At 58.6% G+C, this 13,161-nt stretch carries 15 protein-coding genes and 1 pseudogene; 2 read left to right on the plus strand and 14 right to left on the minus strand.

Annotated elements, in window-relative coordinates:
• Positions 1–3 precede the first annotated feature (3 nt).
• The 14 genes and pseudogenes from fabF to VE009_RS05915 form a co-directional block, all read right to left on the minus strand.
• A complete protein-coding gene (fabF, locus tag VE009_RS05850) occupies positions 4–1,242 on the minus strand; it encodes a beta-ketoacyl-ACP synthase II (protein ID WP_325006462.1) in 1,239 nt (412 codons plus the stop codon).
• A gap of 134 nt (positions 1,243–1,376) precedes the next feature.
• Positions 1,377–1,610 carry an acyl carrier protein gene (gene acpP / locus VE009_RS05855; RefSeq protein WP_325006463.1) on the minus strand — a complete coding sequence of 78 codons (234 nt, stop codon included), beginning with the start codon at positions 1,608–1,610 and terminating at the stop codon, positions 1,377–1,379.
• Positions 1,611–1,672: 62 nt separating this feature from the next.
• Positions 1,673–2,413: a 3-oxoacyl-[acyl-carrier-protein] reductase gene (fabG, locus tag VE009_RS05860; RefSeq protein WP_325006464.1), complete on the minus strand. Its 741-nt coding sequence runs from the start codon at positions 2,411–2,413 to the stop codon at positions 1,673–1,675.
• Between the two features lie 19 nt (positions 2,414–2,432).
• Positions 2,433–3,374, minus strand: coding sequence for an ACP S-malonyltransferase (fabD, locus tag VE009_RS05865; RefSeq protein WP_325006465.1), 942 nt, complete (start codon positions 3,372–3,374; stop codon positions 2,433–2,435).
• A gap of 62 nt (positions 3,375–3,436) precedes the next feature.
• Positions 3,437–4,426 (minus strand): beta-ketoacyl-ACP synthase III, encoded by a 990-nt coding sequence (locus VE009_RS05870; protein WP_325006543.1) that lies wholly within the window; start codon positions 4,424–4,426, stop codon positions 3,437–3,439.
• Positions 4,427–4,433: 7 nt separating this feature from the next.
• Complete coding sequence (gene plsX / locus VE009_RS05875; RefSeq protein ID WP_325006466.1) at positions 4,434–5,435, minus strand: phosphate acyltransferase PlsX; 1,002 nt, start codon at positions 5,433–5,435, stop codon at positions 4,434–4,436.
• Complete coding sequence (gene fapR / locus VE009_RS05880) at positions 5,419–6,015, minus strand: transcription factor FapR (RefSeq protein WP_325006467.1); 597 nt, start codon at positions 6,013–6,015, stop codon at positions 5,419–5,421. The genes plsX and fapR overlap by 17 nt, the downstream gene beginning before the upstream one ends.
• 152 nt (positions 6,016–6,167) lie before the next feature.
• A complete protein-coding gene (gene rpmF, locus VE009_RS05885; RefSeq protein WP_324893331.1) occupies positions 6,168–6,344 on the minus strand; it encodes a 50S ribosomal protein L32 in 177 nt (58 codons plus the stop codon).
• 47 nt (positions 6,345–6,391) lie between these two features.
• On the minus strand, positions 6,392–6,889 hold the full coding sequence (locus tag VE009_RS05890) for a DUF177 domain-containing protein (protein ID WP_325006468.1): 498 nt from the start codon (positions 6,887–6,889) through the stop codon (positions 6,392–6,394).
• A gap of 61 nt (positions 6,890–6,950) precedes the next feature.
• A complete protein-coding gene (locus VE009_RS05895) occupies positions 6,951–8,153 on the minus strand; it encodes a copper amine oxidase N-terminal domain-containing protein (RefSeq protein ID WP_325006469.1) in 1,203 nt (400 codons plus the stop codon).
• A 255-nt stretch (positions 8,154–8,408) separates the two neighbouring features.
• A complete protein-coding gene (arsC, locus tag VE009_RS05900) occupies positions 8,409–8,831 on the minus strand; it encodes an arsenate reductase (thioredoxin) (protein ID WP_325006470.1) in 423 nt (140 codons plus the stop codon).
• Positions 8,832–8,864: 33 nt separating this feature from the next.
• The gene (locus VE009_RS05905; RefSeq protein WP_325006471.1) at positions 8,865–10,157 is read right to left on the minus strand and encodes an arsenic transporter; all 1,293 of its coding nucleotides are present in this window, start codon (positions 10,155–10,157) and stop codon (positions 8,865–8,867) included.
• 12 nt (positions 10,158–10,169) lie between these two features.
• On the minus strand, positions 10,170–10,517 hold the full coding sequence (locus VE009_RS05910) for a metalloregulator ArsR/SmtB family transcription factor (protein ID WP_325006544.1): 348 nt from the start codon (positions 10,515–10,517) through the stop codon (positions 10,170–10,172).
• 27 nt (positions 10,518–10,544) lie between these two features.
• Positions 10,545–10,925, minus strand: a pseudogene (locus VE009_RS05915) (arsenate reductase ArsC); the annotation flags it as partial.
• A gap of 222 nt (positions 10,926–11,147) precedes the next feature.
• Between VE009_RS05915 and VE009_RS05920 the strand changes: the two are divergent.
• Both VE009_RS05920 and tatA read left to right on the plus strand, forming a co-directional pair.
• Positions 11,148–12,806: a PhoX family protein gene (locus VE009_RS05920; RefSeq protein ID WP_325006545.1), complete on the plus strand. Its 1,659-nt coding sequence runs from the start codon at positions 11,148–11,150 to the stop codon at positions 12,804–12,806.
• A gap of 147 nt (positions 12,807–12,953) precedes the next feature.
• Positions 12,954–13,151 carry a twin-arginine translocase TatA/TatE family subunit gene (gene tatA / locus VE009_RS05925; protein ID WP_325006472.1) on the plus strand — a complete coding sequence of 66 codons (198 nt, stop codon included), beginning with the start codon at positions 12,954–12,956 and terminating at the stop codon, positions 13,149–13,151.
• Positions 13,152–13,161: the final 10 nt, after the last annotated feature.

Genomic DNA, 13,161 nt, shown 5'->3' on the forward strand with positions numbered 1-13,161 from the left:
CGCCTAAGCTTCAAATTTCTTGAGGATGATCGTCGCGTTGTGACCGCCGAATCCGAAGGAGTTCGAGAGCGCCACGCGCGCGTTCGTTTCGCGCGGCACGTTCGGCACGTAGTCGAGATCGCACTCCGGATCTTGATCTTCAAGGTTGATCGTCGGCGGAAGCTTGCCGCGCGACAGCGCCAGCGCGCAAATGACGGCTTCGACGCCGCCGGCCGCGCCGAGCAAGTGGCCCGTCATGGACTTGGTGGACGAAACGGCCAGTTTGTAGGCGTGGTCGCCGAACGTCGCTTTGATCGCCGTCGTTTCGGAAATGTCGCCGACCGGCGTCGACGTCCCGTGCGCGTTAATGTAGTCGACTTCCTCCGGGGAGATGCCCGCGTCCGCCAGCGCTTTGCGCATGCAGCGCGCGGCGCCGTTCGGATCCGGATCGGTCATATGGTGCGCGTCGCCGCTCATGCCGTAGCCGATCACTTCGCCGTAAATGCGCGCGCCGCGCTTCGTCGCGTGCTCGAGCGTCTCCAGAATGAGCACGCCCGCGCCTTCGCCCATGACGAAGCCATCGCGGCCGACGTCGAACGGACGGCTCGCGCGCTCCGGTTCGTCGTTGCGCGTCGACATCGCCCGCATCGAGCAGAAGCCCGCGAGGCCCGTCGGGCGAATCGTCGCTTCCGCGCCGCCGCAAATCATGACGTCCGCTTCGCCGTTCTGCAGGAGTCGGAACGAATCGCCGATCGTATGCGTGCCCGTCGCGCAGGCCGTCACGGTCGTCGAGTTCGGACCTTTCGCCCCCGTCATGATCGACACTTGCCCGGAGGCCATGTTCGCGATCATCATCGGGATAAAGAACGGGGATACCCGTTTCGGGCCTTTCTCGAGCAGCGTGCGGTACTGATCCTCGAACGTGCCGAGACCGCCGATGCCGGAACCAATATAGACGCCAACGCGTTCAGGATCCGCATCTTCGGTCACGGACAATTTCGCGTCCTCCAGCGCCAGCTTCGCCGCCGCGGCGGCGAACTGCACGTATCGATCCATGCGGCGGGCTTCCTTGCGATCGATGTACGCCTCCGGATCCCAGTCTTTGATTTCGGCCGCGATGCGCGTCGGGTACTCGCTCACGTCGAACGACTCGATTGCCGAGACGCCCGATTTGCCGGACATCAAATGATCCCAAAACGTATCCAAATCTCTGCCGAGCGACGTAATGGCGCTCATGCCCGTAATGACGACTCGATGTTTCATGCCAGACCACCTCAACGTTCCGTAATTGATAATTTATATATTAAAACGCTATTTCGTCTAGCTCAAAGCGCTCATTAGATGTGGAGAAGTCCCGCTTCGCCAAGAAACGGGACTTGCGTAAGGTTTGACTCGAATTACTTATGAGCTTGTATGTAATTCACTACTTCGCCTACCGTAGTGATTTTCTCCGCATCTTCGTCGGAGATTTCCATATCGAACTCATCTTCCAATTCCATTACCAATTCGACGACGTCAAGCGAGTCGGCGCCCAAGTCCTCCTTGAAAGATGCTTCAAGTGTAACTTCAGCCTCATCTACGCCAAGGCGGTCGACGATAATTTTCTTTACGCGATCTAATACGTCGGACATCCGGTTCACCTCCTCTTTGGTATTATACGAAACGGGAACGCAAAAAGCCATATTTGAAAACGTTACATGTACATTCCGCCGTCGACGTGGACGGTTTGACCCGTCATATAAGACGCTTCGTCGGACGCCAGGAACCGGACGACCTTAGCGACCTGCTCCGGATTGCCCAGCGTGCCGAGCGGAATTTGCTTCAGCATCGACTCCTTCAATTCAGGAGAGAGCTTCTCCGTCATGTCCGTGTCGATGAAGCCCGGCGCGACGCAATTGACCGTAATGCCGCGCGACGCGAGCTCGCGGGCCGCCGACTTCGTGAGGCCGATGACGCCGGCTTTCGCCGCGACGTAGTTCGCCTGCCCCGGGTTGCCGAGCGCGCCGACGACGGACGAAATATTGACGATGCGGCCCGAGCGCTGCTTCATCATCGGTCGCGTAACCGCCTTGATGCAGTTAAACACGCCTTTCAGATTCGTGGCGATGACCTCGTCAAACTCTTCTTCCTTCATCCGCATCAACAAGTTGTCGCGCGTGATGCCGGCGTTGTTGACGAGAATGTCGACTTTGGCGAACGCCTCGATCGCGGCCGACACCATCGCCTCGACGTCCGCGGACGACGCAACGTTCCCTCGAACCGCGATCGCCTTCCTGCCCAACGCTTCGACCGCCGCGACGACTTCTCGCGCGGCCGCTTCGTTGCCGGCGTAATTGACGACGACGTCGGCGCCGCTCGCCGCCAGCTCGAGCGCGATCGCTCGGCCGATGCCGCGGGACGCTCCGGTCACGATCGCCGCTTTCCCTTCCAACATCGCAATTCCTCCTTTCAATTTAGCGTAGCGCCTGCACGGCGGCTGCCGCCGCCTCCGCGCCGTTCACCGTCACGATGCGCACGGTTTTGTCGATTTTCTTGATCAAGCCGCTGAGCACCGAGCCGGGGCCGAATTCGACGAACGTATCGACGCCGAGCGCGATCAAGCGCTGCACGCTGTCTTCCCAGAGGACCGGCGCGCAAACCTGCTGCACGAGCAGGCGGCGGATGTCGTCGGGCGACGAGACGGGTTCGGCCGTCACGTTGGCGACGACGGGTACCGCGGGAGCCGCGATGTGAACCGTTGCGAGCAGATCTTCCAACCTCGCCGCAGCCGGCTGCATGAGACTGGAGTGGAACGGTCCGCTCACCTCGAGCGGCACGACGCGCTTCGCTCCCGCCTCCTTGCCGCGGGCGACGACCGCGTCGACGCCTTCCTTCGATCCGGAGACGACGATTTGTCCGGGGCAGTTGACGTTCGCGAGCTCGACCCGCCCGACTTCGCCCGTCACCGCTTCGCACAGCGCGCGCAGCGCGTCCCGTTCGGCGCCGAGCACCGCCGCCATCGCGCCGAGGCCTCCGGGCACAGCCTCTTCCATATAACGCCCGCGCATATGTACGAACCGCGCGGCTTCCGCCGGCGTCAGCGCGCCCGCCGCCGCCAGCGCCGTCCATTCGCCGAGGCTGTGCCCGGCGACGTAATCCGGCGTCAGGTCCGCGCCGCCCGCCGCCCGGAACGCCTCTAAGTACGCGAGGCTCGTCGTCAGCAGCGCCGGCTGCGTGTTCGCCGTCGATTTCAACGCTTCCTCCGGTCCTTCGAACGCGATCGTCGACAGCGAATAGCCTACTGCCGCATCGGCGTCGTCGTACAGCTTTTTGACCTCGGGGATGTGCAGCGCGTCTTTCCCCATGCCGACGATCTGCGCGCCTTGGCCGGGGAAGACGAATGCCGTCTTGCTCATCGTTCACCCTCCCATGAAAACCGCTAATTTACGTTTTAAGTGCAGGAATTTTATCTATTGCGTTACCAGGTCAGCACCGCGCCGCCCCACGTGAGGCCGCCGCCGAAGCCGACGAGCACGACCGTATCGCCCTGCTTGACGCGACCTTCCTGGACCGCCTCCGACAGCGCGATCGGGATCGTCGCGGCCGAAATGTTGCCGTACCGATGCACGTTGATCATCACTTCGTTCTCGGTCAGCTCCAGCTTTTCCATCGCCGCATGGATAATGCGGATATTCGCTTGGTGCGGAACCAGCAAGTTGATGTCGCTCTTCGACTTGCCGGCCTTCGCGAGCACGCTCTCGGTCAGATTTTCCATAATGCGGACCGCGAATTTGAACACTTCTCGGCCGTTCTGCCAAATATGGTGCGTGACGCCTTCCGGCAAGCAATCCGCCGTCGGGTACCGCGAACCGCCGACGCAGCCGCCACGCAGGAGCGGTCCGCCCGCACCGTCGGCGCCGAGCTCGAACGCTTCGAATCCGCGCCCCTGCTCCGTCGGGCCGAGCACGACCGCGCCCGCGCCGTCGCCGAACAGGATGCACGTATTCCGATCCGTGTAGTCGGTCACGCGGGAGAGTACCTCCGCGCCGACGACGAGCACGTAGTCGTACATGCCGGAGGCCACGAAGTTCGCCCCGTTCGCGAGACCGTATACGAAGCCCGAGCAGGCTGCGGCCAAATCGAATGCGGCCGCCTGTCTCGCGCCGAGCTTATCCTGCAGAATGCACGCCGTCGACGGACACATCACGTCCGGCGTCATTGTAGCGACGATGATAAGGCCGAGCTGGTCGGCGGTAATGCCTGCGCTCTGCAGCGCCGCAACGGACGCCTCGTAAGCCAAATCGGAGGAGGCTTGATGCTCGGCCGCGATGCGCCGCTCCTTGATCCCCGTCCGCGTGACGATCCACTCGTCGTTCGTTTCTACCATCGATTCCAGCTCTTGGTTCGTCAAAATGCGTTCAGGCACGTAATGCCCCGTGCCCAAAATGCCGACCGGTCTGCCGATCATCATGACCTCATTCCCCTTTCCCTAGCTCCGAAGCGATCGTGCCGACAACGTCCGACCGAAGGGCCGATACCGTTTGGCGCACCGCGTTCTTGATCGCCCGCGCATCGCTCGATCCGTGGCTCTTCATGACGACGCCCGTAAGTCCGAGCATCGGAGCCGCTCCGACTTCCCTGTAGTCCATCTTGTCCCGGAACTTCCGCAGTCCCGGGCGCAGCACGGCCGCAGCCAGCTTAGACAGCGTCGTCCGCGTAAACTCTTGCTTCAAGGCGCCGAACAGCGTCTGCGCGGTGCCTTCCAACGATTTGAGCATCACGTTGCCGACGAAGCCGTCGCAGACGAGCACGTCGCAGACGCCGTTCAAAATGTCCCTCGCCTCGACGTTGCCGACGAACCGAATCGGCGCCGCTTCGAGCAGCGGGTACGCCGCCTTCGTCACTTCGTTGCCTTTCCCCGGCTCCGTGCCGACGTTCAGCAGCCCGACGCGCGGCTCCTTGATGCCATGCACCTTGCTGCGATAAACGCTGCCCATGACGGCGTATTGCGCCAGCTGCTCCGCGGTCGCGTCCATGTTGGCGCCGAGGTCGAGCGCCAGCACGCCGACGCCGTCCATCGTCGGAATCATCGGCGCGAGCGCCGGGCGCTCGATGCCTTTGAGGCGGCCGACGACGAGCAAGCCCGCAGTCATCAGCGCGCCCGTATTGCCGGCCGAGATGAGCGCGTCCGCTTCGCCGCCCTTCACCATCGACGCCGCGACGACCATCGAGGCGTCCTTCTTGCGGCGGACGGCGCGAACCGGCTCCTCGTCGGCCGCGATGACCTCGGAGGCGTGGCGGATTTCGACGTTGGACAGCGACGCGGCGCCGCTTGCGGCGAGCAGCTCGCGAATGCGCGCTTCGTCTCCGACCAAAATGATTCGGGCGTCGGCGAACTCCTTCGCCGCTTCCGCGGCGCCCGCGACGATGCCTTCGGGAGCGTTGTCTCCCCCGAACGCGTCAATGGCGATTCGCATCGTTCGAAACTCCTCTCGCTTCGGCCGTTTTCCCCGACCGATAAATCACAAAATGTCCTTGAAACACGAGATCGTCCCCGACGTAGGTGAACACTTCGACCTTCGCCTTCCCCTTGTCCCCGGGGGCCGATTTCACGTACCCTTTGGCCACGCACCGCTCGCCGAGCCGAACCGGCCGCAGGTAGCGGATGTCCGCCGACGCCGTCAGCGCGACTTCGTCGTTGATAAGCGCGACGGCCAGCGAATTCGCCTGCGCGAAGATGTGGTGCCCGCGCGCGATGCCGGTTCGGGAAAACACATGCTCCTCGCCGACTTCCAGGATCGAGATGCCCGATTTGTCTAATTGCAAATCGATGACGTCCCCGATCACTTCGTCCATCGGCAGCGAGCGGACGACCGATTGCGAAACGGCGGCCATCTGTTTTATTCTTTCCCGAACTTCGGGAATGCCAAGCTCCATTCGGTCGAGCCGAATCGTCTGGATGCTGACGCCGAATTCGGCGGCCAGTTCCTCGTCCGTGACGAACGGATTATTCTGTATGGTCGCCGCCAGTCGCTCCTGGCGCGCCGGTTTCGGCAAACGTTGGATGGCGGACACCTCCGCTTCGCGGAATAGTAACGTCGTTAAGAATTAGTACCAGGTCTTAGTACTAGTATATATTACTTAACCAAAAAGATGCAACAAAAAAAGCATTCCGCCGAAACGGAATGCTTCCTTTATGTGTTGTGTCATCAGCCTTGCTTCACGATGTCGCGGGATTTGTACGTTCCGCAAACTCTGCATACGTGATGGGCCAACTTCAGCTCGCCGCAGTGGTCGCACTTCACCATGCCCGGAACTTCCAACTTGAAATGAGTCCGGCGCTTGTTCTTGCGCATTTTCGACGTTTTTGCAAATGGTACTGCCATGTTCCCACCTCCTTGCAAGAGTGCTCGTGAAACTACACCGTAATGTTTTACGAAAAAAAGTCTTTGAGACCGGCGAGACGCGGATCGATCCGCTCTTGTACGCAATCGCAAGTCTCGGCGTTCCGGTCTTTGCCGCACACGGGACACAGCCCCTTGCACGCGTCGCCGCAAACCGCCGCCATCGGCAGCTGGACGACGAACGCTTCGCGCAGATAAGGCGTCAAATCGACGACCTCGTCCGGGACATGATGAATGTCCTCGTCGCGCTCGGCGATGCCGCGCTGCATCGTGAACATCTCCGTTACCGAAAATTCCGCTTTCTCCGTCACTTTGCGAAGGCACTTGGAGCACACCAATTCCAGTTCGGCCGTTAATGTGCCTGTGACGATCGCCGTGCCGGAATCGGACCGCGCGGTCAAGTTCGCCTCGATCGGACCAGCCATACGAATGTCGTTGCGTCCGGTGACGGGATCCTCCATCACGAGACTTCCGCGAAGCTCGATGGGTGCGCCTCTCGCTGCCAACTCGCGCAAATTGATATTCACGAAGCATCACCTCAAACACACAAAGATTATTATATCCAGTAACTTCGCCCTTTGTCAATCCTCAATGCGGAATCGATAATATTTCCGTTCTGCCTTCAATCGTCGAGTACAATTTCCACTGCCCGTTCGTCAATCTGCGCAGCGTATGAATCGTCTCCGTGCGCCGATCCGCGAGCTTCGGACCCGCCGACTTGCGCATCGTCTGCACCGTATGCACGTACATCTCGTCCTGGGAACGCTCGAGTACCGTCAACGATTCCAACTCGTGAACCAAATCGTATGCGCCGAACATCCATGGAAGCGTCGCCTCCGTCGCCTTGCGCATCGGGGAATCCGCGTGGACGATCTTCAACGCGGCGTTCACGTCTTCTTGATTTAAGGCTTCCATATATGCAGCGATCGTATTCCGGGCGACCGTTTCTTCCTCGGGCGCCGACGCCTCGCCGGGCGGCGTTCCGAACGGCGACGTCCACTCCCGCGACAGCAAGGCCGCGTCGTACAAACGCCACGCGCCGTCGGTTCCTTGGCGCATCGTCACCTTCATGTCGACCCGATTGTCGACATAGAACGCCCCTGCCGTCTTCGCGTTCGCCTCCGTGACGCGCAGCGTCGCGACGCCGCCGTGCACCGATTCGACGACGAGCGACTCGAGCGTCGTCCGCACGTCGCGGCGGGCGTACGCGTCCGCGAGCGTCGTGCGGAGCGAGGCGCGAAGCGGCGACGCCGCATGCACGAGGCGCAGCACCGCGGCGGCGTCTTCCCGGTTCGCGGCCGCGAGATACGCCTCGTAGGCGGCCTTAACGCCCGCTTGCTGCTCTTCCGCCGACGGGCCGCTCGCGATGCGGATGCTGCGCTCCGCGCCGTCCCACGCAACCGAAGCGCCTGCCGTCTCGCTGACGAACCGAAGCGGCACGAACGTGCGGCCCCCGACGATCGCCGGCGCCGCCAGCAGCGGCTTCGCCGTGCCGTCGACTGTCGCCGACGCCGCGCCGACCGTCAGCGTCAACGTCTTGCCGCCGCCGCGGCCTGTCACCGTCTTCGTCGCCGCGTCCCACGACACTTCCATCCCGAGCCGCTCGAACAGCGCCCGGAACGGTACGAACGTCGTGCCGGCGGCGATGTACGCCGGCGCGTCCGCAACGAGCTCTTCCCCGTTAAACCAAATTCGGATCGGCTTCTCCTCCGCCGTCGCCGCGCCCGGCAATCCCGTCGTCAACAGCAGAGCGAACGCGGCGGCCAGCTTCGTCCAACGCGATGTCTTCATCGTTATTCACCATACTCCTGCTCTCTGCAAATCTTTCTTGGTCAAATCTCTCATCGACAAATCTCGCAACGACATTGTTACATTGTAGCAAAATGAGAGGACGGAAACTAGCGCGGAAAAGTTGCAGACGTCGTTTGTCGTCTACAAAAACAGCAGGATGAAGACTATATATTGAGGTTCTTACGAACGATAAAACGACAAAAACCGCCTTGAACAGGCGGCTTCTGTGCTGCTTTCTCTTGAGCGACCTCGATTTTACTTGCCTTCCTTAACGAACTGTTCGATTCTCTGCTTGATGGAGTCGCGAACCTCACGGAACTTCGTCATGATTTCTTCTTCTGTACCCGTCGCTTTCGCCGGATCCTCAAAACCCCAGTGCCAGCGCTCCGCCTTATCGTTTCTAACGACAGGGCAATGATCGTTCGCATGTCCGCAAAGCGTAATGATGTAATCCGCTTTTTTGAGCGTCTCTTCGTCGATCACGTCGGAAGTGTGGGTAGAGATGTCTACGCCAGCTTCCTTCATGACCTGAACCGCTCTCGGGTTTAAACCATGCGCTTCCAAGCCCGCGCTCTTCACTTCGTACTTGTCGCTCCCGAGCGCTTTCAAGAACCCGTCCGCGATTTGACTCCGACACGAATTGCCCGTACAGAGAAAGTACACTAATTTTTTATCCATGTTCTTATCCTCCCGAATGTGTTGGTTTGAAATTTATGATAAAAGGGTTAGCCACGAATAAAGTCCGACAAGGGTAATGAACAGGGTCGGCACCGTCAGAATAATTCCGACTTTAAAGTAATAGCCCCAAGTAATGTTTACGCCTTTGCGGGAAAGGACGTGCAGCCATAAGAGCGTGGCGAGGGAACCGATCGGCGTTATTTTGGGCCCTAAATCAGAACCGATGACGTTGGCGTACACGAGAGATTCTCGGATAACGCCGGACGTGCCGGCAGCGTCGATGGCGAGCGCGTTAATCATGACCGTCGGCATGTTATTCATGATCGAGGAAAGAATCGCCGCCAAGAAGCCCATCCCGACCGTCGAAACGAATAAGCCTTGTTCGGCCAACGTCCGAATCAGACTGCCCAGCATATCCGTAAGTCCAACGTTCCGAAGGCCGTAAACGACGACATACATCCCAATGGAGAAAATGACGACAGCCCATGGAGCCCCTTTAATGATCTTCATTGTTTCGACGGCTTTGCTCCGCCGGGCGACGATAATGAAAAATATGGCCACCGCCCCCGCAACGATGGAAACAGGGATATGTACGAAGCCACTGATCAGGTAGGCGACTAAAAGAACGCCGAGAATCACCCAAGACCAAATGAACAGACCGCGATCTTTGATCGCTTCATTCGGTTTTTTGAGCTGATCGACATCGTAATTTTCCGGAATGTCCTTCCGGAAGAACAAGTAAAGCACCGCCAAACTGGCCCCGAGGGAGAACAAGCTCGGCACGATCATTCGGCCGGCATACTCTACGAACGTGATGCCGAAGTAATCCGCGGAAACGATATTGACAAGGTTGCTAACGATGAAAGGAAGCGACGTAGTGTCCGCAATAAATCCGCTTGCCATTACGAACGGCAAAATCATTTTATCGGGAAAACGCAGCGCCCGAACCATCGCCAGGACGATCGGAGTTAAGATCAGCGCCGCGCCGTCGTTCGCGAACAGGGCCGCTACGGCCGCGCCGAGCAGGATGACGTATACGAACATGCGCTTGCCGTTCCCTCCGGCCAAACGAGCCATATGGAGGGCAGACCACTCGAAAAATCCGATGTCGTCGAGAATGAGCGAGATGAGAATGATGGCGACGAACGCTAACGTCGCATTCCATACGATTCCGGTAACGGTGACGACATCCCCGAGGCTTACGACTTGAAACAAGAGCGCCAGGATCGCCCCGGCGGAGGCGGACCACCCGATGTTCAGACCTTTCGGCTGCCAAATGACGAATGTTAACGTGACAAGAAAAATAATCGATGCGATGAAAATCATGACGGCCTCCAATTAATTGCAGGAAGTAGTATTGGTCAATCGGCGCAGCTTATCTTTTGCCGACGGCAAGGTAGCGATGACGGGTTCGAAATGAGGCTTATCGTTGATGTTTAATGAGTAATACACCCACTGCCCCCGCTTCGATTCGTTTAACAATCCGGCGTCCTTGAGCTTTCTTAGGTGCTGACTGATATTGGGCTGACTGGTTTGCAAAATTTCCACCAGCTCGCAAACGCAAAGCTCCTGTTCCTTCAGCAGCGAAACGATCGTTAAGCGATTTTTGTCGCCGAGGAGCTTAAAAAATTCGGCAAATTCCTCCGTGCCGGCAGACGGCGCTGCCGCGCCGTGGACGGCTTGCAATACGTTTAAATTCGAAAGCAGTTCGAAGACCTTTTGCTTTATGGCGTCCCTCGCTTTCCGAACTTCCGCAATATCGCCGCTCGGGAGCGGATCGGGAATATCCCATTGGTAATTCTGAATTCCGAACGGAACGACAGGGCAGCGCTCCTTGATTTGCTCGCACAGTTTTACGACAACGCTTGCGTTCATGAAGATGTTCATGTCGATCGGTTTCGAAGCGTGCGTCGCGATGTCGATGCCGTCTTCGCGCATGACCTCGACGGTCAATGGATGGATTTCTCCGGCTTCGATTCCTGCGCTATGAACGATGACATTCGATCCGCCATAGTATTTCGCATAGGCTTCGGCGATTTGACTTCGGCACCGGTTTTGCATGCATAGGAAGTAAATGCGGTACGGCTTATGCATCGGTCAAGTCCTCCTAAATATTCGCTCATTATCATATAATTAATTACTTATTTTTAAAAGTCAATATAAAGTTCATCGATCTTTGGTCATTTACAAAAACAACTCAATATCGTTGATCATTTACAAAACAAATAAAAATCGTTAACACGGAGAAAACATTCGCCCCATAAGCTTGTCCTCGAAGTCATTATTCTCATGGGAGTGAGATTTTTGGACAAAAAGATGGATCGACGCACGTTCTTGTCTTACCTCGGCACGGGCGCAGCCGCGCTGGCCGCAGCTTCCGCCGGACTCGGCGTTCTCGAGGGCAAAGCTTCCGCGGCCTCCCGCACCGCAGACCACATGTTCGGCTTCAAGACGAACAAAGTCAGCGGCTACTTCAAGCCGATTTCCCCGTCCAGCGAAGACAAGCTGATTCTTCCCGAGGGCTACCGTTACGACGTCGTCGCGGCGTTCGACGACGTGATCAACAAAGCCGGCGAGAAGTTCGGCCAAGGCGCCGATTATAACGCATATATTCCGATCGAAGGCTCTACGCGCGGCCTCTTGGTGACGAACCACGAGTATACGAACATTTTCGCGCTCGGCCCGATCGCCGAAAGCGGCAAAACGAAAGCGCAAAAAGAAAAGGATCTCTACTATCAAGGCATGTCCGTCATCGAAGTGTACCAAGACGAAAACGGCGTGTGGAAGATGGACACGTCGTCAAAGTACGCCCGCCGCATCAACGGCTTCACGCCGTTCGACATTACCGGTCCGGCGAAGGGCATCCCGGCGCTGAACAACGCGTCGAAGGCGCAAGGCACGTTCGCGAACTGCTCCGGCGGCGTCACGCTGTGGAACACGGTGCTGTCCTGCGAAGAAAACTTCAGCGACACGGCCGAAGAGAACGACCTGCCGCAAACGCACTACGGCTGGGTCGTCGAGATCGATCCGTTCGACGCGAAGTTCTTGAAAAAGCACACGGCTCTCGGCCGCTTCAACCATGAAAACACGGCGATGGGTCTTGCCAAAGACAACCGCGTCGTCGTATACATGGGCGACGACAAGCGCGACGCTTGCGTGTATAAATTCATTTCCTCGGGCAAATACGACCCGGCCAAAGGCCGCGCCAACTCCGCGCTGCTCGAGAACGGCACGCTGTACGTCGCCAACTTCAAAAAAGGCGAATGGGTGCCGGTCACGTACGAAGCGCTCTCCAAGGCGCTTGCGAACGAAAGCTTCAAGGCGCCGACGGGCGTAAAAGGCACGCGCGAAGAGCTGCTCGCGAAGTTCAAGAGCCAAGGCGACGTCGTCACGAACTGCCATGAGGCGGCGCTCATCTTGGGCGGCACGCCGACGGACCGTCCGGAGGACATCGAAATTTCGCCGTTCGACAACACGGTGTTCATCTGCCACACGAACAACGACGCGCACGGCAACATTCACGGCCACATTACGCGCATTTTCGAAAACGGCGACGACCTCGGCGCCCTCGGCTTCGACTTCGAAATTTTCGCCGCGGGCGGCCGTCAATCCGGCTTCTCGTCCCCGGACAACTTGGCGTTCGACTCCAACGGCAACCTGTGGGTCGTCACGGACATTTCGACGTCGAGCCATAACAAGGGCGTATACAAATCGTTCATGAACAACGGCTTGTTCGTGATCCCGACGTCCGGCCCGAACATGGGCGTAGCGATGCAGTTCGCGTCCGGTCCGAGAGACAGCGAAATGACGGGGCCGTTCTTCACGCCGGACGAGCGCACGCTGTTCCTCTCCGTGCAGCACCCGGGCGAAATGACGACGGACCTCAGCAAGCCGACGAGCCTCTGGCCGAACCGCCCGGGCGATACGAAAGCGCGCTGCGGCGTCGTTGCGATCAGCGGCTTCAAGCTGGGCTAATCGCGTCTTCGCACCATAAATTCTCGTACACTTTCTTTTGCGGATTTGCTATAATTTATCCTACACGCATCGTAGGATACACGCGGCGCGAAAAGCGGGTCTCCCCGTTTTTCGCGCGCGATTTTATTCGGGGGAGTTGTCCACAATATGTCGTTAGCCAGCATCGGGATTCCCGGGCTTATCTTAATTCTTGTAATCGCGCTGATCATCTTCGGGCCGTCGAAGCTGCCCGAGCTCGGGCGCGCGTTCGGCCGGACGCTCAGCGAGTTCAAAAATTCGACGCGCGAACTCGTGTCGAATGATGAGAAAGACGAAGATAAATTGCTTGCGGAGAAAAAATCCTAATTCGTCTTGG

The sequence above is a fragment of the Paenibacillus sp. genome (assembly GCF_035645195.1).
Classification (GTDB): Bacteria; Bacillota; Bacilli; order Paenibacillales; family YIM-B00363; genus Paenibacillus_AE.

Coding starts and splice junctions, on each gene's coding strand:
- fabF (WP_325006462.1), bottom strand. CDS start 1,242: ATGAAACATCGAGTCGTCATTACGGGCATGAGCGCCATTACGTCGCTC.
- acpP (WP_325006463.1), bottom strand. CDS start 1,610: ATGTCCGACGTATTAGATCGCGTAAAGAAAATTATCGTCGACCGCCTT.
- fabG (WP_325006464.1), bottom strand. CDS start 2,413: ATGTTGGAAGGGAAAGCGGCGATCGTGACCGGAGCGTCCCGCGGCATC.
- fabD (WP_325006465.1), bottom strand. CDS start 3,374: ATGAGCAAGACGGCATTCGTCTTCCCCGGCCAAGGCGCGCAGATCGTC.
- VE009_RS05870 (WP_325006543.1), bottom strand. CDS start 4,426: ATGATCGGCAGACCGGTCGGCATTTTGGGCACGGGGCATTACGTGCCT.
- plsX (WP_325006466.1), bottom strand. CDS start 5,435: ATGCGAATCGCCATTGACGCGTTCGGGGGAGACAACGCTCCCGAAGGC.
- rpmF (WP_324893331.1), bottom strand. CDS start 6,344: ATGGCAGTACCATTTGCAAAAACGTCGAAAATGCGCAAGAACAAGCGC.
- VE009_RS05895 (WP_325006469.1), bottom strand. CDS start 8,153: ATGAAGACATCGCGTTGGACGAAGCTGGCCGCCGCGTTCGCTCTGCTG.
- arsC (WP_325006470.1), bottom strand. CDS start 8,831: ATGGATAAAAAATTAGTGTACTTTCTCTGTACGGGCAATTCGTGTCGG.
- VE009_RS05905 (WP_325006471.1), bottom strand. CDS start 10,157: ATGATTTTCATCGCATCGATTATTTTTCTTGTCACGTTAACATTCGTC.
- VE009_RS05920 (WP_325006545.1), top strand. CDS start 11,148: ATGGATCGACGCACGTTCTTGTCTTACCTCGGCACGGGCGCAGCCGCG.
- tatA (WP_325006472.1), top strand. CDS start 12,954: ATGTCGTTAGCCAGCATCGGGATTCCCGGGCTTATCTTAATTCTTGTA.